General features: G+C 59.7%; 16 protein-coding genes. 7 read left to right on the forward strand and 9 right to left on the reverse strand.

Translation table 11 applies throughout. The annotated features are described in order from the left end of the window. Nucleotides 1-130: 130 nt before the first annotated feature. The 7 genes from EJL02_RS03370 to gabT form a co-directional block, all read right to left on the reverse strand. Nucleotides 131-559 carry a GNAT family N-acetyltransferase gene (locus EJL02_RS03370; protein WP_125114983.1) on the reverse strand — a complete coding sequence of 143 codons (429 nt, stop codon included), beginning with the start codon at nt 557-559 and terminating at the stop codon, nt 131-133. 13 nt (nt 560-572) lie between these two features. Next, nucleotides 573-1,709, reverse strand: coding sequence for an iron-containing alcohol dehydrogenase (locus EJL02_RS03375; RefSeq protein ID WP_125114984.1), 1,137 nt, complete (start codon nt 1,707-1,709; stop codon nt 573-575). Continuing rightward, nucleotides 1,706-3,253: an APC family permease gene (locus EJL02_RS03380; RefSeq protein ID WP_125114985.1), complete on the reverse strand. Its 1,548-nt coding sequence runs from the start codon at nt 3,251-3,253 to the stop codon at nt 1,706-1,708. Before EJL02_RS03380 ends, EJL02_RS03375 begins: the two co-directional genes overlap by 4 nt. An 82-nt stretch (nt 3,254-3,335) precedes the next feature. Further along, nucleotides 3,336-3,941: a cytidylate kinase-like family protein gene (locus tag EJL02_RS03385; protein ID WP_125114986.1), complete on the reverse strand. Its 606-nt coding sequence runs from the start codon at nt 3,939-3,941 to the stop codon at nt 3,336-3,338. A 64-nt stretch (nt 3,942-4,005) separates the two neighbouring features. Then, nucleotides 4,006-5,223 carry an aspartate aminotransferase family protein gene (locus tag EJL02_RS03390; protein ID WP_125114987.1) on the reverse strand — a complete coding sequence of 406 codons (1,218 nt, stop codon included), beginning with the start codon at nt 5,221-5,223 and terminating at the stop codon, nt 4,006-4,008. A 308-nt stretch (nt 5,224-5,531) separates the two neighbouring features. Beyond that, nucleotides 5,532-6,095, reverse strand: a complete 564-nt coding sequence (locus EJL02_RS03395) for a helix-turn-helix domain-containing protein (RefSeq protein ID WP_125114988.1) — start codon at nt 6,093-6,095, stop codon at nt 5,532-5,534. A gap of 59 nt (nt 6,096-6,154) precedes the next feature. After that, on the reverse strand, nt 6,155-7,516 hold the full coding sequence (gene gabT, locus EJL02_RS03400) for a 4-aminobutyrate--2-oxoglutarate transaminase (protein WP_125114989.1): 1,362 nt from the start codon (nt 7,514-7,516) through the stop codon (nt 6,155-6,157). Between the two features lie 270 nt (nt 7,517-7,786). Between gabT and EJL02_RS03405 the strand changes: the two genes are divergently transcribed. Further along, nucleotides 7,787-8,959, forward strand: coding sequence for a PucR family transcriptional regulator (locus tag EJL02_RS03405; RefSeq protein ID WP_164510258.1), 1,173 nt, complete (start codon nt 7,787-7,789; stop codon nt 8,957-8,959). Between the two features lie 179 nt (nt 8,960-9,138). Here the strand turns inward: EJL02_RS03405 and EJL02_RS03410 are convergent, their stop codons facing one another. Both EJL02_RS03410 and EJL02_RS03415 read right to left on the reverse strand, forming a co-directional pair. Continuing rightward, nucleotides 9,139-9,831, reverse strand: a complete 693-nt coding sequence (locus EJL02_RS03410; RefSeq protein WP_125114991.1) for a response regulator — start codon at nt 9,829-9,831, stop codon at nt 9,139-9,141. 17 nt (nt 9,832-9,848) lie between these two features. Further along, nucleotides 9,849-11,459, reverse strand: a complete 1,611-nt coding sequence (locus tag EJL02_RS03415) for an ATP-binding protein (RefSeq protein ID WP_125114992.1) — start codon at nt 11,457-11,459, stop codon at nt 9,849-9,851. Between the two features lie 201 nt (nt 11,460-11,660). Here EJL02_RS03415 and EJL02_RS03420 point away from each other — a divergent pair, with 201 nt between their 5' ends. Genes EJL02_RS03420 through atpG form a run of 6 tightly spaced genes read left to right on the forward strand, consistent with a single transcriptional unit; the run spans nt 11,661 to nt 16,078 of the window. Further along, nucleotides 11,661-12,347 (forward strand): F0F1 ATP synthase subunit A, encoded by a 687-nt coding sequence (locus EJL02_RS03420; protein WP_125114993.1) that lies wholly within the window; start codon nt 11,661-11,663, stop codon nt 12,345-12,347. A gap of 39 nt (nt 12,348-12,386) precedes the next feature. Next, nucleotides 12,387-12,602 carry an ATP synthase F0 subunit C gene (gene atpE, locus EJL02_RS03425; RefSeq protein WP_125114994.1) on the forward strand — a complete coding sequence of 72 codons (216 nt, stop codon included), beginning with the start codon at nt 12,387-12,389 and terminating at the stop codon, nt 12,600-12,602. 16 nt (nt 12,603-12,618) lie between these two features. Then, entirely contained in the window at nt 12,619-13,110 is a 492-nt protein-coding gene (gene atpF, locus EJL02_RS03430) for a F0F1 ATP synthase subunit B (RefSeq protein ID WP_125114995.1), read from the forward strand. Next, nucleotides 13,107-13,622: an ATP synthase F1 subunit delta gene (gene atpH / locus EJL02_RS03435; protein ID WP_125114996.1), complete on the forward strand. Its 516-nt coding sequence runs from the start codon at nt 13,107-13,109 to the stop codon at nt 13,620-13,622. The genes atpF and atpH overlap by 4 nt, the downstream gene beginning before the upstream one ends. A gap of 6 nt (nt 13,623-13,628) precedes the next feature. Beyond that, nucleotides 13,629-15,137 carry a F0F1 ATP synthase subunit alpha gene (atpA, locus tag EJL02_RS03440; RefSeq protein ID WP_125114997.1) on the forward strand — a complete coding sequence of 503 codons (1,509 nt, stop codon included), beginning with the start codon at nt 13,629-13,631 and terminating at the stop codon, nt 15,135-15,137. Then, entirely contained in the window at nt 15,125-16,078 is a 954-nt protein-coding gene (gene atpG / locus EJL02_RS03445; RefSeq protein WP_125114998.1) for an ATP synthase F1 subunit gamma, read from the forward strand. The genes atpA and atpG overlap by 13 nt, the downstream gene beginning before the upstream one ends. Nucleotides 16,079-16,085 lie beyond the last annotated feature (7 nt).

Raw genomic sequence — 16,085 nt, forward strand, 5'->3', positions numbered from 1 at the left:
TGATAGGATAAGAATAGTTTATCATAAAAATAGATTTTTTTCGAGAAAAAGCTGCCTGCCGCCGCAGCAAAAACCGAACAAAAGCAGCCGGGAATCCGTGCAAAAGACGGGTTCCCGGCTGCTATGCCGTTTATAAGGGTTTTTCAAAGCCATAGCAGCTCTTCTCAAAGCCGATATGTTCGTAAAACTGGTGGGCCGCCACGCGCGGCAGGCCGGAGTCCAAAATGAGCGCCCGGCAGTCGCGCGCCTGCGCGAGCTGCTCGGCGTGGCGCAGCAGCGCGGCGCCGTAGCCCTGACCGCGGAAGGCAGGGTCGACAAACAGGCTGGACACATAGCAGGTCGGCCCCTGCATCCAGAAGGTGTCGAAATAGTCGCCGTGGCACATGCCCCGGCAGACGCCTTGGTCTTCGAGGAGGAAGAAAAAGCTGTCCGGATTGGCCAGCACCCGCCGGTAGACCGCTTCGGTCTGCGCGCGGTCATAGGTGCGGTAGGACCAAAGCTGCTGAATCCACGCAAACGCGGTGTCAAAATCCGCTAAGGTCGCGTTTCTGCATTCCATACGCCGCGCCCCCTTACAGGGCTTTGCGATAGATGTCCGCAATCTGCTCCTGCGTAAAGACCACCGGGTTGTTGGCCACGCTGGCCGCCGAAACCTTCATGCAGTTTTCCGCCATCCACGGGATATCGGCCTCGGTCAGACCCAGCTCGCCCAGCGTGCAGGTCAGGTCGAGCTTTTGCAGCAGCGCCTTCACCTGTGCCGCGCAGTCGGCCGCGTCCGTGCCGCCCAGCAGCTTGGAAATGCGCGCGAACTTGTCGGGCGCGCCCGGATAGGATGCCTCGATGACCGCCGGCGTCAGCGCCGCGAGGCCCTGACCGTGCACGATGTCCTTCAGGCCGCTGGCCGGGTGTTCCATGCCGTGCGCCAGGGTGACGCCCGCCGTGTTGATGACCATGCCGCCGATGGTAGACGCGATCGTGACCTTCTCCCAGGCCTCGGCGCTGGTGTCCGCGTCGGTGTACAGGTTCACCAGATTTTCGGCAATGGCTTCAATCGCATACAGGCTGAGCGCGTCGCTGAACGGCTGCGCGATCTTGGAGGTATACGCTTCGATGCAATGGCACAGGGCATCGAAGCCAACCGACGCGAGCACCTTCTTGGGCATGGTCTGCATACACTCGGGGTCGACGATAGACACCTTGGCGATGATTGCCGCGCAGCGCAGGCTCTTTTTGTCTCCGTTTTCCGGGTTGGTGAGCACGGCAAAGCCGTTGCCCTCCGACCCGGTACCGCAAGTAGTGGGGATCAGGATGAGCGGCAGCGCGCGGTCGCTCTGCTTGCGGTTGAAGATATAGTCGTTGATATCGCCGTCGTTGCAGGCCATAAAGGCGATGCCCTTGGCGCAGTCCATGATCGAGCCGCCGCCGATGGCGACGACCACGTCGCAGCCCTGCTCGGTCGCCAGACGCGCGCCCTCCTCGACGGTGGTGGTCAGCGGGTTTTGGGAAACCTGATCAAACAGCACCGAATCGATGCCTGCTTCGGCAAGGCTATCCTTGACCCGGTCATACAGGCCGGATTTCTTGGCGCTCGAGCGGCCGGTGACGATGAGCGCTTTCTTGCCGTAGGGCGCGGTCAGAGCGCCGGCCTCGGCAACCCGGCCGCAGCCAAAGACAATGTTGACCGGAAGATAGTAGGTAAAGTTATTCATAGCTGTTTGGCAGCCTCCTCATTCAATACGGTTGCAATCGCCGCTTCAATGGCAGCTTCGATCGCGTTATCGAGCGCCAGGTCGAGTTCACGGTCGGACGCCTGCAGCGTTGCGGCGTCGGCATCCGAGATGATCTCCACCAGCGAGCCGAACTTTTCCTTATAACGGACGCGGCAGACGACAAAGAAGATCACGCCCAGTACGACCCAGCCGCCGGCCATCAGCCATTCCTGCCAGACGAGCGTTGCGCCCGAGCCGGGGATCAAGTAGCAGGCGACCATGAAGCCGGACATCAGCACGGCCATCACGCCGACGAACTTATACGGGCCGACCTTATACGGACGGGGCATATCGGGTTCCTTTTTGCGCAGGATGAGGAAGGAGACCGCCACCATGCAATACGCCACGCAGCAACCAAAGTTGCCGGCGTCCACGATCCAAACCAGCATTTTGCGGCCGGCAAAAGGCGCCAGAACGGTCAGCAGGCCGACCAGGTACAGGGCGTTGATTGGGGTCTTGTGCTTGGGATGGAGCTTGGCAAAGACTTTCGGAATCATGTAGGATTCTGCCATCGAGTACATCGCGCGGCTGCCGCCCATGAGGAACGAGTTCCAGCTGGTGACGATGCCGCACATGCCGCCGACGATCAGCACCTTGGCCATGATGGAGCTGTGGAACGCCTTGGCCATGGCGTCCGCGGTGACCAGACCGGAGCCGGACAGCGAAGCCATGATCTCGCTGTTGGGCAGCACATAGCCAACCGCCAGAATGACAAACGCGTAAAACACAACGGCCAGCACGATGGACAGAATCAGGATCTTGCCGATCTTCTTGAGATCGACGTTGATCTCTTCGGCGGCCTGCGGGATGACGTCAAAGCCGATAAAGAAGAAGGGGGTTATGAGCGCGACTTTGAGGATGCCGTGCAAAGGCGATGTGTCGCTGGCAAACACCTGACCTTCCAGATTGTCGGCCGAGCCGGTGAACACCGACGCGACGATCAGCAGAATGCCGACCAGACCGATGATGACGGTCAGAACCGTCTGGAGGAAGGCGGCCGTCTTGACGCCCATGATGTTGACATAGGTCATAAAGATGGCAACCAGGATCGCGACGATCAGCCAGGAGGCATAGACATCAAACCCGGCGACCGTATACAGATACCCCTGCAAGAAGTCGGGGTAGATATAGGTGATGATGGTGGGCAGCGCGCACGCTTCAAAGCAGGCAACGCTGACATAGCCCAGCACAATCGTCCAAGTGCAGATAAACGAGCCGATCGGCCCCATGGCGCGGTGGCTGAATACATGCTCGCCGCCGCACTGCGGCATGGCGGCCGTCAGTTCGGCATAGGTCAGACCCACGAAAAAGATCATGATGCCGCCAATGGCAAAGCCGATGGCCGCGCCCACGGCACCGCCGGTGTTGATCCAGTCGCCCGAGGAGACCACCCAGCCCCAGCCGATCATGGCGCCGAATGCGATCACGAGGATATCCCATGCCCCGAGCACCTTGTCGAACGAGGATGTTTTTTTGTTTTCCATTTTGCATCGTCCTTTCGAGCAAAATAAAAAGATGCCGAACCTTCGTTTGGAATGATTCTAACATCTTTGTTAGTAATCCGTGTCAGCCGCCAAACTTCTGCTTGGCGAACGCTTCGATGAATTTGGCAGTTTTTTCAAAGCCCAGCACACTGCTGTCGATCAAAATGTGCCGGTTGTGCCGGTCGCCGCGGTAAGTGCCGGTCATCTGCTTGTAGCGCGCGTGCAGCTGCTTATCGTTCTTGTCGATGAGCACCCGCGCCGCCTCTTCGGAAACCTTGAGCACATCCATAATGTGTTTGAGGCGCTCGCTCTCGGGCGCATAGACAAACGCATTGAGCACATCCGTGCGGTCGCGCAGCACATAGTCGCTGCACCGGCCCACGATGACGCACGGGCCGCGGTCGGCCAGCTTGCGGATGATCTGGGTTTGCAGATAGACCACGCGGTCAGTTAAAATGGAGTATTTGCTGGGGCTGGCGGTGTTTTGCAGCACTTGGCTGCGGCCGCGCACCTCCACGCCGGCTTCTAACTTTTCGGCCATTTCCTTGGAAAGGCCAGTCTCTTCAATGATGCGATCGATGATGGCGCGGTCATAGCACGGATATCCCAGATCTTTGGCAATCATTTTGGCAATATCCGGCCCGCCGCTGCCGTACTCACAACCGATGGTAAGAATAAAGTCCTGCATCATGGGTTCTCCTTTTTACAGGAGGACCTTGGCCGGCCCCTGCCGGCCAAGCCCTCCGGACGTTTTATTTGCTCAGTTCTTCGACGGATTCCTTGAGAATTTCGAAAGCCTTGTCGCAGTCAGCCTCGGTCAGGATGAGCGGCGGCACCATGCGGATGACGTTTGCGCCGATGGCGGTCACCAGCAGATGCTTGTCCAGGCACTTGTGCTTGATGTCGGTCGCCGCGGCAAAACCGTCAAACTCCACGCCGATCAGGCAGCCCTGATGACGGACTTCCTTGACGTGCGGCAGGGTTTCCAGCTTGGCAGAGAAATAGTCACCCATCTTTTCGGCATTGCCGGCCAGATCGCGGTCCAGCAGTTCGTCGATCTCCGCCAGTGCCGCTGCGGCGCTGACCGGATGGCCACCGAAGGTGGTGCCGTGCGAGCCGGGGGTGAATGCCTTGGCAACTTCTTCGGTTGCGCAGATGGCGCCGATCGGCATGCCGCCGCCCAGAGCCTTGGCCATGGAGACAATGTCGGGCTTGATGCCGTAGTGCATGTAGCTCATCACGCGGCCGGTGCGGCACCAGCCGGTCTGGACCTCATCCAGCAGGAGCAGCATGCCCTTTTCGTCGCACAGCTTGCGCAGGCCGCACAGGAATTCCTTGGTCGCCGGATGGACGCCGCCCTCACCCTGTACCGGTTCGACCATGATTGCAATGGTGTTCTCGGTGCAGGCGTTGCGGAAGGATTCCAGATTGTTGTACTCCGCGTAGGTAAAGCCCGGGGTCATGTCGCCGAAGCCGATCTGGCAGGCGTTGTCCGGCTGGCCGGTCGCCGACATGGAGCCGAAGGTGCGGCCGTGGAAGCCCATTTTCGCGGTGACGATGTTGTACTTGTGCGGGCCGTACTTCTCGACGCCATACTTACGCGCCATCTTGATCATCGCTTCGTTGGCCTCGGTGCCCGAGTTCTGGAAGTAGATCTTGTCCATGCCGATCGTGGTGCACACCTTTTCGGCCAGCAGCGCCTGCGGAATGGTGTACGGATAGTTAAAGGTATGCATGATGTCGCTGACCTGATCCTTGACGGCAGCTACCACCTTCGGATTGCAGTTGCCGGCGGAGTTGACCGCGATGCCTGCGTAGAAATCCAGATACGGGGTGCCGTTTTCATCATAAAGGTACATGCCTTCGGCAGTTTCCGCGATAAAATCGAAACGCTCATAGGTTTCGATCATGTATTTGCTGACCAGATCCTTGATTTCCTGTGCCGTGCGGCCGGTGTCCTTGAGTTTCATTTCTTTCTTCCTCCTGATCGTCTGGAATCAAAACAAAAAGGCGCTTTTCCACCATGGGAAAAGCGCCTTTGCTTTGTCCTTTATATTGAACGTGATTACCATAACACAAGCGAGCAGAAGTGTCAAGCCGCACGGCAAGATTTTGGTATATTGTACAAATATTTCAACTTCAGCTCATTAGATTTGCCCATATTTTTCGGGTGTCAGCCGGGAAACATGTGGGTTCACCCCCCCGAAACACCGGATACCCTGTCGAAAACGCGTGCATCCGGGCCGAAACACAGTTTTGCGCCGTGATGTACAATATATTAAACATCACGCTGATATTCCAGAAACAGGCACAATACCGAACAGGGGTCGGGGCCGACGCAGCAATAGCGATGCTCCTGACTGGACTCAAAGCGGAAGATCTCGCCGCTTTGGATGATATGGCTGCCGCTTTCCAGCTCCAGACGCAGGGTGCCGGCCCGAACGGTCAGGTATTCCCGCGTGCGTTCGCCGTGGCTGCCCGCCAGATAGACGCCGCCCGGCGCCAGCTCGATGTGGTAGATCTCCACCCGGTGGTTTTCCTGAAACGGAAAGCAGGTGCGCACGGTGTACTGTCCGGGCACTTCCTTGGTCGGCGCGGTATCCGCGATGCGGATGAGGATGGCGTCCTGCGGCGGCGGGCCGGTCAGGTCGTTCAGGTCAATGCGCAGGCCGCTGATGATGCGCCCCAGAATGCCGATCGACGGATTGGCCGTGCCTTTTTCGATCTGCGCCAGCATGCTTTTGCTCACGCCGGTCTGCTCCGCCACCAGATCCAGACTCATCCCTTTGGCCCGGCGAATGCGGTTCAAATTCAAGGCAATGTTGTGCGATAGGTAATCCATGGTATATCCCTCCCCATGCGGTACTGGTCCGATAGAGGTATTATACCACAAAATCCGGGTCAGCGGGCACGGGTGCACGCGGCCAGCGCGTCCGCGAAGATATCCAGTCCGGCTTCCAGCTGGGCGTCGGTCATCACCAGCGGCGCGAGCAGGCGGATGACATTGCCGTAGGTGCCCGCGTTTTCGACCAGCAAACCGCGCGCGGCGCACGCCTGAATGACGGCCGACGTCAGCGCCGCGTCCGGGGTCTTGCTCGCCCGGTCGGTGACAAATTCGATGCCGACCATGCCGCCCAGACCGCGCACGTCGCCGATGCAGTCGTATTGCTCCATCAGTTTCCGGTAGCGCGCCATGACCCGGCTGCCGATCTCGAGCGAACGCTCGGCCAGATGATCGCGCTCCATGATCTCGATGACCTTGAGCGCCGCAGCGCAGGCCAGTGCATTGCCGCAATAGGTGCCGCCAATGGTGCCCGACGCCGGGGCATCCAGAATTTCGGCCCGGCCGACGATGGCGGACAGCGGCACGCCGCCGGCGATCGACTTGGCCGTGGTCAGCAGGTCGGGCTGCACGCCCGCCTCGGCCCAGTACTGGCTGGCAAACATGCGGCCGGTGCGGCAGAAACCGGTCTGCACCTCGTCGGCGACCAGCAAAATGCCGTGCTTATCACAGACCGCGCGCACCGCCTTGACCCATTCGATCGGCGCGGGGATGAAGCCGCCCTCACCTTGCAGCGGCTCGACCACGATGGCCGCAATGGTGTCCGCAGCTCCGCACTGCTCGAACACATCATCAATCGACTGCATGTAGTAAGCGAGTGCATCCTCCTGCGGCATGCCGGCCGGCTTGCGGTAATAATACGGGAACTGCGCGCGGAAAACGCCGCCGGGCAGCGGCCCCATGCCCGCCGCGTAAGCCTTTTTGGAGGTCATGGACATGGTCAGCATGGTGCGGCCGTGGAAGGCGCCCGAAAAGACGATGATATTCGGGCGTTTGGTGTATGCCCGGGCGACCTTGACCGCGTTTTCATCGGCTTCGGCGCCCGAATTGGCGAAAAAGGCCTTTTTGTGTTCGCCGCGGACGGGCGCAAGCTCACACAGCTTTTCGGCGAGCGCGATGTAGCCTTCGTGGGTGACAACGTTGATCATGGCGTGGAAATACCGCTCGGCCTGGGCCTGCACGGCCTGGACGACTTCCGGGTGCGAATAGCCGATGTTGAGCACACCGACCCCGCCGATCCAGTCCAAAAACCGGTTGCCGTCCACATCCTCAATGATGGCGCCCGCGCCGCGCTCGATGACGGCCGGATACACGCACCCGATGGCGTTAGGGACGACCGCATGGCGGCGGTCCAGAATGGCCTGCGCCTTGGGACCCGGCAGGGTTTCGGTGATGATTTCGGGCAAAGCTTCTCGCAGCATAATGAAAAACCTCCTGTTCTGCAAAAAAACAGCCGCCAATATCCCGAAAATGCGTCATTGCATTCTCCGAACATCAGCCGCTGCTGTGTTTTTATTCTGTATGCAGTATAGAAGATTTGCGCCGCCAAGGCAAGGGGCGCGCGTCCCAATCAAATGCCGTTTCATTGTGCTATATGCACAACAGCATTCAGCCGATACAGCACCGCGAACCAATCGATTGTATATCGACCACAACTGTGCTATACTGTTTGTCGAAAGGGGGCGGTGCCTGTGGCACTGTTGCTGCGCGACGTCTATGCGGACACCCGGCAGCGGTTTCAGCTGCAGCTTTTGGCCGGAGAACGGGGACTGAACCGCTGCATGCGCTGGGTCTATGTTTCCGAGGATTACACCACCGCGGATTTTCTCTACGGCGGGGAGCTGATCCTCACCACCGGCGTGCTCAGCGGCAAAAGCGAGGGCTGGCTGCTGCACCTGCTGGACAGCATTTTCCGGCAGCACGCCTGCGGCCTAATCATCAACGAAGGGCCGTATCTGGACCGGCGGAACATCCCGCAGGAAGTGCTGGATTTTTGCAATACCAAGGATTTCCCGCTGTTTGTGATGCCTTGGCATATCCACATTTACGATATCACCCGGGATTACTGCGACCGCATTTTCACCGACGCACGGCGCGATGAGGCCATCGGGCGGGCCTTTTTGACCTTGCTCGACCGCGAGGCTGCACAGGGCCCGGCGCTGCGGCTGCTGGCCGATCAGGGCTTTGCCCCGCAGGGGCCGTATTCTGTCGTGCAGCTGCAGCTCTCCCCCGAAACCCCGGCCGATCCGGTGCTGCGCGACTGGATTTCCGGCTTTTTGCTGCCCTTTCCGGCCTTTGCGCTGCTCGATCAGCCCAACCCGTGGCTGGTCTGCCGGGCTGACGGACGGGACACGGTAGAGCAGCTAGTCGAAGCCTTGCAAACCGGGCTGCAAGCGCGGTTTCCCAACCGGACAGTCGCGGCCGGGATCGGCGGGCAGGTTTCCAGTCTGGACCTGCTGGCGCGCAGCCTGGAACAGGCGCAGGCCGCGCTGCGCTGGGGCAAAAGCCGGGCACAGAGCCGGGCCAGCTACGACGACATGGGCTTTTTCCGTCTGCTGCTCGAGGTGCCGAGCCGCGCCTTTTTGGAGGGCTATGTGCGCGAACAGCTGGGCGCAGTGCTGGACTACGACGCCCGGCATGACAGCGACTTTGCGCAGACGCTGTATCTGTATCTGGTGCATCAGGGCAGCATTCAGGCCATCGCGGCGCAGTCGTTTTTCCACCGCAACACGATCAGCCACCGGATCACCATCCTGCGCGACAAGCTGGGCTACCGCTTGGACGACCCGGCGGCCTGTTTCCAGCTGCTGACCGCCTTTGAGATCCGGGATTTTCTGCGCACATGCGCGCAGCCGTCGGTATAGCAAAAAGCCGCAAAGATAACGTTTGATGCCTGCGCCTATCGGCGCTGCGCTGTCCGGATAAAACCATACCGTTCCCGCGGCGAAAAGGGCTTGTTGTCTGTCCATGGCAGACACCAAGCCCTTTTGTTTTGCCTTAACACAGCGGTTGTTACGCGCCGCCCGTGTTTTGCGGCAGCCGGTTACCCTTGCTCCGGTAAGCAGCGGTACACGATGCAGGGGCGGCCGCCGGTGCTGTAATTCATTTCGCTTTCGACAATATGCTGTTCGGACAGATAATTCATATAGCGGCGCACGGTCACCACCGACAGGCCGACTTGCGAGGCGATGTCATCGCTGGTGTGCGCCTCTTCAGGCTTGGAGCGGAGATAGCGCTCGATCCGCTCGAGCGTCTGGGCCTGCAACCCTTTGGGCGGCGCTGCAGTCGAGGCAGCAAGATTGCCGTGCGCATCGGAAAACAGCGCACGATCGAGCAAACTCTGGTCGATCGTGCCGTTTTGTATCGCCTGACGGCGCTGACAAAAGTGCTCCAGCGCCAGCTGAAAGCGTTCATAGGCAAACGGCTTGACCAGATAGTCGATGATGCCCAGCCGCATCATAGTTTGCACCGTTTCCGCATCGTTTGCGGACGTGACCATAATGACATCCGCGTTGACGCCTTTCACGCGAAGGATGTGCAGCAGTTCGGAGCCGTTCATCTGCGGCATAAATACATCGAGCACAATCAAATCCACCGCGTGATTTTGCAGATAAACCAACGCAGGATTGGCGGAAGAAAAGGTTTTCACAACGGTAAAGCGAGGATCCAGATCGATATAGCGCGCATTCAGGCGGGTGATAATCGGGTCATCCTCAATAATAACAGCAGTATACATGGTTCTCTCCTGCTCCTTTAATAGGGATCGTTGACGGTGATGATAAACGATGTGCCGACCCCGGGTTCGGATTCGACCCGGATGGCGCCGTGATAGGCGGAAACCATATCCTGCACCAGCGACAGGCCGGTGCCGTGCCCCGTCCCCTTGGTGGTATAGCCCCGCTCGAAGATGCGCCGGACGGTTTCGGGCGGCATGCCGGGGCCGGTATCGTCCACACTGATCAGCAGACCGTGTTCTCCGTCCTGAATGCTGACCGTGACCTCGCGCGGCACCGAATCCGGCACATTGCGCAGCGCGTCAAAGGCGTTTTCGGTCAGGTTTCCGATGACCGTCACCAGTCCCCCGGCCGGCATATACCGATTGTCCACCCGAAGCTGGCTGGACGACGTGAGCCCAAACCGGATGCCCAGTTCGGCGGCACGATAGGCTTTGCCGATGAGCAGCGCCGCGATGGACGGCTCGTGGATGCGGTCGGAAATAAAGCGGATGGACTGCGCGCGGGTTTGTGTGATTTGCAGCACATAGTCCTCGGCCTGTTTGATTTCCCCGAGCTGGAGCAGGCCAAGAATCACATGCAGCTTGTTGGTGAATTCATGCGTATAAGAGCGCAAAGCTTCCAGAATGTGACGCACGCCGGTCAGGTCCTGCGCCAGCTGAATGACTTCGGTGCGGTTGCGGAAAATCGCCACCGCGCCCTCGATCTTCCCGTTGCGCCAAAGCGGAATGCGGTCCGAGAGGACGGCAATGTGTTTGATGGATTCCAGATTGACGTTATATTCTGCGCAGCCGGTCTCCATGACGCGCGCGATGGTAGAACCGGGATAGAACGCGCTGAGCGGCTGGCCGAGCGCCTCCTGCGGGGTCGTCTTGAGCAGATCGGCCGCGAACTGATTGAGATAGGTGATGCAGCCGGTCAGGTCGATGGCCAGCAGCCCTTCGTCGAGCGCGTTTAAGATATCGCTGCGCTGCAAAAACAGATGGCGGAAGGCATCCGGCTCATAGCCGAGCAGTTCCTGCTTGATGTGCCGGGTCAGGCGCAGGCTGAGCAGATTGCCGAGCATCAGCGCCGCGACGGCGATGAACAGGTGCACCGCAAGGGTACGCAGCACGGTCAGGTGAATGGACTGCATATAGATCGCCGCCATGGTAAAGCCGCTCACCTGGCCACTGTTATCATAAACGGCGGCGTATGCGCACCGGTCCGCATTGGCGGGCGCTTCGTGGTTATACAGCATCGTGCTGCCGCCCGACTGGAAATGGGAAAGAACATCCTCGCTCAATGCGGACAGGCCGGACAGGTCGCTCGACTGCGAATCCAGATCATAAAACGCAATGGGCGTGCCGTCGGCATCGTAGACCGCAAATACATCAATGTTGGGCACCTCGCGCACCGTGTGCTCCACATATTGCTGCAGCCGCACCGCATTGTTCTCTTCGGTCAGCAGCGAAGTGCCTGCCGCCACCTGCACCGCGCTTAAAAGCACCTGATCGCGCACTTTGGCATCCTGTTTCAGACTGATCCACAGGCTGGCGCAAAAGGCCAGCAGCAGTGTCACACAGATGCAGACCACCAAAATCCTGCGGATCTGCCCATAGAGTTGCAGCGACGGAGTACTGTTTTTCATCCAGATTCTTCCTTCCTATCGTTCCATATCGCATTTCCCCATTCTAACACAATAGGCGAATCGCATCAAATTAAATCGGACAGCACCGACAGAAACCGGCATTTTGCGCATTTTATTTTTTTTACTTTCGTAAGCGATCGATTTCACATTTCTCTCGCTATAATAGGTCCAAAGTTTAAAAACCAAAAGGGGTGATGCCTGTTGGAGGCAATCAAAGCGGAACTCAATGCGCAGCTGCAGACGCATACGGCGTTTGAGATCCCGCTAAACGGCGGCATTCCGGTGCCGGAATCCGTCGTTGTGACCTGGGCGATCATGCTGGTGCTCGTGCTGGCGGCGATCTGGCTGACGCACGGGATGCGCAAAAGGCCGGGACGGCGACAGATGGCCGCGGAAATGCTGGTTGGCTTTATCAACAACTTCTGCCGCGACTCGCTCGGCGAAGCCCACTGGCGCACGTTCGCGCCGTATCTGGGCACGGTCGGCCTGTATCTGGCGGTGGCCAATGTGTCCGGCCTGTTCGGCGTTGCACCGCCGACCAAAGACCTGAACGTCACAGCCGGTTTGGCCGTGATGAGCGCGGTGCTGATCTACGGCGCACAATTCCGTTATCACGGGCTGGGCGGCGGTCTGAAAAAGTTCGGGGCGCCGGTGGCAATCGTGGCGCCGCTCAACATCATGGAGATCGGCATTCGCCCATTGTCGCTTTGTATGCGTCTTTTCGGCAACATTTTCGCGGGCTTCGTGATCATGGAGCTCATCAAGCTGGCCGTTCCGGCCATCATCCCGATTCCGTTCAGCCTGTATTTTGACGTGTTTGACGGCATGATCCAGGCGATTGTGTTTGTCTTTTTGACAACGCTGTTCCTGGCGGAATCCATCGAGTAATCCACTTTCGACAACAAAAAGAATTAGGAGGAAATAAAAATGGGTATTGCAATTGGCGCGGGCATCGCGGTTCTGACTGGTATTGGCGCGGGCATCGGCATTGGTTTTGCAACGGGCAAGTCTTCCGAGGCGATCGCACGGCAGCCGGAATCCGCCGGCCAGATCAGCAAGAATCTGATCCTCGGCTGTGCACTGGCTGAGGCGACGGCGATTTACGGCTTCCTGATCGGTATCCTGCTCATCTTCATGTCCTGATCGGGGGCGTTATCGGATGATCCTGAATCTGAACGCGCAAATTATCTGGGTATTCGTCAACCTGCTGGTGCTGTTCCTGCTGATGAAGAAATTCCTGTTCGGGCCGGTCACCAAAATGCTGGATGAGCGGGCCAAAGACGTGTCCGCCACGCTCGACCGGGCGGAAAGCCGTCTGGCCGAGGCCGAGCAGAGCAAGGCGTCGTCGGACGAGCAGTTGGCGCAGGCCCAGAGCGAGGCGGCCCGCATCATCGCCGCTGCCAAGCAGCGCGGGGAGCGAGAATATGAGCGCCGCGTTGCCGAGGCCGAACAGGCCGTACAGCGGCTCAACGCGCAGGCGGCGCAGCAGCGGGAAGCCGACCGCGCTGCCATGCTGGCGGACGCCAAAAAGCAAATTGCAGCGCTGGTGCTGCTGACCACGGCCAAGGTTTCCCAGTGCCGTCTGGATGGGGAAACCGACCGCAGCATGCTGGATTCCTTCCTGCAGGAGGAAGCGGGTGACGCATTATGAGCACGGTGGCGGCCCGCTATGCGGCTGCGCTGCGCGAATCCGGCGGCACGCTGGAGGAGCTGCGGCGCACGGCCGACTATCTGACCGAATGCGCACCGCTGTGGGAAGCGCTTTGCAGCCCGGCGGTGGAAGTGCGGGAAAAGCATGCCGTGCTCGACCGGCTTCCGGACTTTACCGAGCGCGAAAACCTGCTGCATTTTTATAAAATGCTTGCGGAAAAAGGCCGGATGGCCCTGCTTCCCGAAATTGTGGACGCATATCGTCTGCTCGAACTGCATGCAAACAAGGAAGGCCTGTGCACGCTGCGCTGCGCCCGCGAGCTGGACGAAAAACAGCTGGGCGAACTGGCGCGGCTGCTGTGCCGCAAGCATGGCTATCAGGCCATGACCATGGAAATCGTCATCGACCCGGCGGTGCTGGGCGGTTTTGTCGCCGAACTGGACGGCATTACCTATGACAAGAGCGTAGGCGGCCAGCTGCATGCGTTGGCACAGAGCCTGCAAAAGGGGTGAAAATTGTTGAATCATTCTGATGAAATTATATCCATCCTCCGCGAGGAGATTGAACAATATGATAACCGCACGCGCCGGGACGAGACCGGCACGGTGCTCGAAATCGGCGACGGCATCGCAACCGTGTACGGTCTGGGCCGCGCCGTATACGGCGAACTGGTGGAATTTGAAACCGGGGTGCGCGGCATCGTGCTCGGGCTGGAGCGCGACAGCGTCGGCGTCGTCCTGCTCGGCAGCGAAGCCGGCCTGCACGAAGGCTCGCAGGTGCGGCGCACCGGACGCGCAGCCGACGTACCGGTCGGCGACGCGATGCTCGGCCGCACGGTCAACGCGCTGGGCGAGCCGATCGACGGCCTCGGCCCGATCGACTGCACCGAGACCCGCCCGATCGAACGCGAAGCGCCGGGCGTTGTTACGCGTGAACCGGTCAAACAGCCGCTGCAAACCGGCATTCTCGCCATCGACGCGATGGTGCCCATCGGCCGCGGCCAGCGTGAGCTGATCATTGGCGACCGTCAGACCGGCAAGACGTCGATCGCGGTCGACGCCATCCTGAACCAGAAGGGTCAGGGTGTCATCTGCATCTATGTTGCGATCGGCCAGAAGGCCTCCACGGTTGCCAAGCTGCGCGGCACGCTGGAGAAGCACGGCGCGCTGGAATACAGCATTATCCTGTCAGCGACGGCATCGGATTCCGCGCCGCAGCAGTACATTGCGCCCTATGCGGGTGCTGCCATCGGCGAATATTTTATGGAACAGGGCAAGGACGTGCTGATCGTTTACGACGACCTGACCAAGCACGCGGTCGCTTACCGTACGCTGTCCCTGCTGCTGCGCCGCTCGCCCGGCCGTGAAGCCTATCCGGGCGACGTATTCTATCTGCATTCGCGTCTGCTCGAGCGCGCCTGCCACCTGACCAAGGAATACGGCGGCGGCTCGATGACCGCCCTGCCGATCATCGAAACCCAGGCGGGCGACGTATCCGCGTACATTCCGACCAACGTTATTTCGATCACGGACGGCCAGATCTATCTGGAAAACGATCTGTTCTTTGCGGGCCAGCGCCCGGCCGTCAACGTCGGCCTGTCGGTTTCCCGTGTCGGCGGCGCCGCACAGACCAAGGCGGTCAAGAAAACGGCCGGCACGCTGCGCATCGATCTGGCCCGTTTCCGCGAACTCGAGGTATTCACCCAGTTCAGCTCGGATCTGGATAAGGACACCCGCCGCACGCTGGCGCACGGCAAGCAGCTGATGGAAATCCTCAAGCAGCCGCTCTGCCACCCGCTGCAGGTGTGGCAGCAGGCGGTCATCCTGTATGTCGCGACCAGCGGCCTGCTTTCCGATGTCCCGCTCGATCGGGTCAACCAGTTTGTCCGCGATTTTGCGGACAGTCTGCCCGATGCGCTGACGAGCGAGATCCAGTCGACCGGCACCCTGAGCGGCACGTCGGCAGAACAGATCCGCGAGGCGCTGGAAGCGTATAAAAAGCAGGTGGGTGCGGCATGGCAGGCATAAAAGAAATCCGCACGCACATCAGCAGCGTCCAGCAGACCCTGAAGATCACCAACGCCATGTATCTGATCTCGTCCTCCAAGCTGCGCAAAGCGCGGCAGCAGCTGAACAACGTGGAGCCGTACTTTTTGAAGATCACCTCCACGATTTCGGATATCCTGCACCGTTCGCCCGAAATCGAGCACATCTATTTCGACAAGCGGACAGATGTGGCCGAGCACAAGGTGGGCTTTATCGTGATCACCGGTGACAAGGGTCTGGCCGGTGCATACAACCACAACGTCCTCCGTCTGGCGGAGGAACACATGGCCAAAGTTGCGCATCCGACGCTTTTCCTGATCGGACAGATGGGGCGCAGCTATTTTGCCGCGCGCAACATCCCGGTGGACGGCGAATTTATGTATACCGCGCAGGACCCGACGGTATCGCGTGCCCGCGATATTGCCGATACCTTCATCCGGTTATTCCGCACGCGGGAACTGGACGAGGTCTATGTGATCTATACCGAGATGGTCTCCCCTGTGCGGCTCGAGCCTAAGGTGCGCAAGCTGCTGCCGCTGGATATTGACGCCTTCCCGTGGGAGCCGCGGCAAGGCGAATCCGGCCCCTACCGGCAGATGGTGACCTATGTGCCCTCGGCCGACCGGGTGCTCAGCCATGTCGTGCCGGCTTATGTCAAGGGCACGATGTTCGGCACACTGGTCGAGTCCTTCTGCGCGGAGCAGAACGCCCGCATGACCGCGATGGACACCGCAACGGACAACGCGCGTGATATGCTCAAAACGCTGTCCCTGCGCTATAACCGTGCGCGTCAGGCCGCGATCACACAGGAAATCACCGAAATCGTCGGCGGCGCACAAACCCAAGAAAACGACCTGCCGCAGCAACGGCGGAGCAAGCCGGCGCGCGTCATCCGCTTTTTGGCGGATGGCAGTCGCGCATAGAAAGCGA

Source organism: Agathobaculum sp. Marseille-P7918, from assembly GCF_900625105.1.
Lineage (GTDB): Bacteria > Bacillota > Clostridia > Oscillospirales > Butyricicoccaceae > Agathobaculum.

Coding starts and splice junctions, on each gene's coding strand:
- EJL02_RS03370 (WP_125114983.1), bottom strand. CDS start 559: ATGGAATGCAGAAACGCGACCTTAGCGGATTTTGACACCGCGTTTGCG.
- EJL02_RS03375 (WP_125114984.1), bottom strand. CDS start 1,709: ATGAATAACTTTACCTACTATCTTCCGGTCAACATTGTCTTTGGCTGC.
- EJL02_RS03380 (WP_125114985.1), bottom strand. CDS start 3,253: ATGGAAAACAAAAAAACATCCTCGTTCGACAAGGTGCTCGGGGCATGG.
- EJL02_RS03385 (WP_125114986.1), bottom strand. CDS start 3,941: ATGCAGGACTTTATTCTTACCATCGGTTGTGAGTACGGCAGCGGCGGG.
- EJL02_RS03390 (WP_125114987.1), bottom strand. CDS start 5,223: ATGAAACTCAAGGACACCGGCCGCACGGCACAGGAAATCAAGGATCTG.
- EJL02_RS03395 (WP_125114988.1), bottom strand. CDS start 6,095: ATGGATTACCTATCGCACAACATTGCCTTGAATTTGAACCGCATTCGC.
- gabT (WP_125114989.1), bottom strand. CDS start 7,516: ATGCTGCGAGAAGCTTTGCCCGAAATCATCACCGAAACCCTGCCGGGT.
- EJL02_RS03410 (WP_125114991.1), bottom strand. CDS start 9,831: ATGTATACTGCTGTTATTATTGAGGATGACCCGATTATCACCCGCCTG.
- EJL02_RS03415 (WP_125114992.1), bottom strand. CDS start 11,459: ATGAAAAACAGTACTCCGTCGCTGCAACTCTATGGGCAGATCCGCAGG.
- atpE (WP_125114994.1), top strand. CDS start 12,387: ATGGGTATTGCAATTGGCGCGGGCATCGCGGTTCTGACTGGTATTGGC.
- atpF (WP_125114995.1), top strand. CDS start 12,619: ATGATCCTGAATCTGAACGCGCAAATTATCTGGGTATTCGTCAACCTG.
- atpH (WP_125114996.1), top strand. CDS start 13,107: ATGAGCACGGTGGCGGCCCGCTATGCGGCTGCGCTGCGCGAATCCGGC.
- atpG (WP_125114998.1), top strand. CDS start 15,125: ATGGCAGGCATAAAAGAAATCCGCACGCACATCAGCAGCGTCCAGCAG.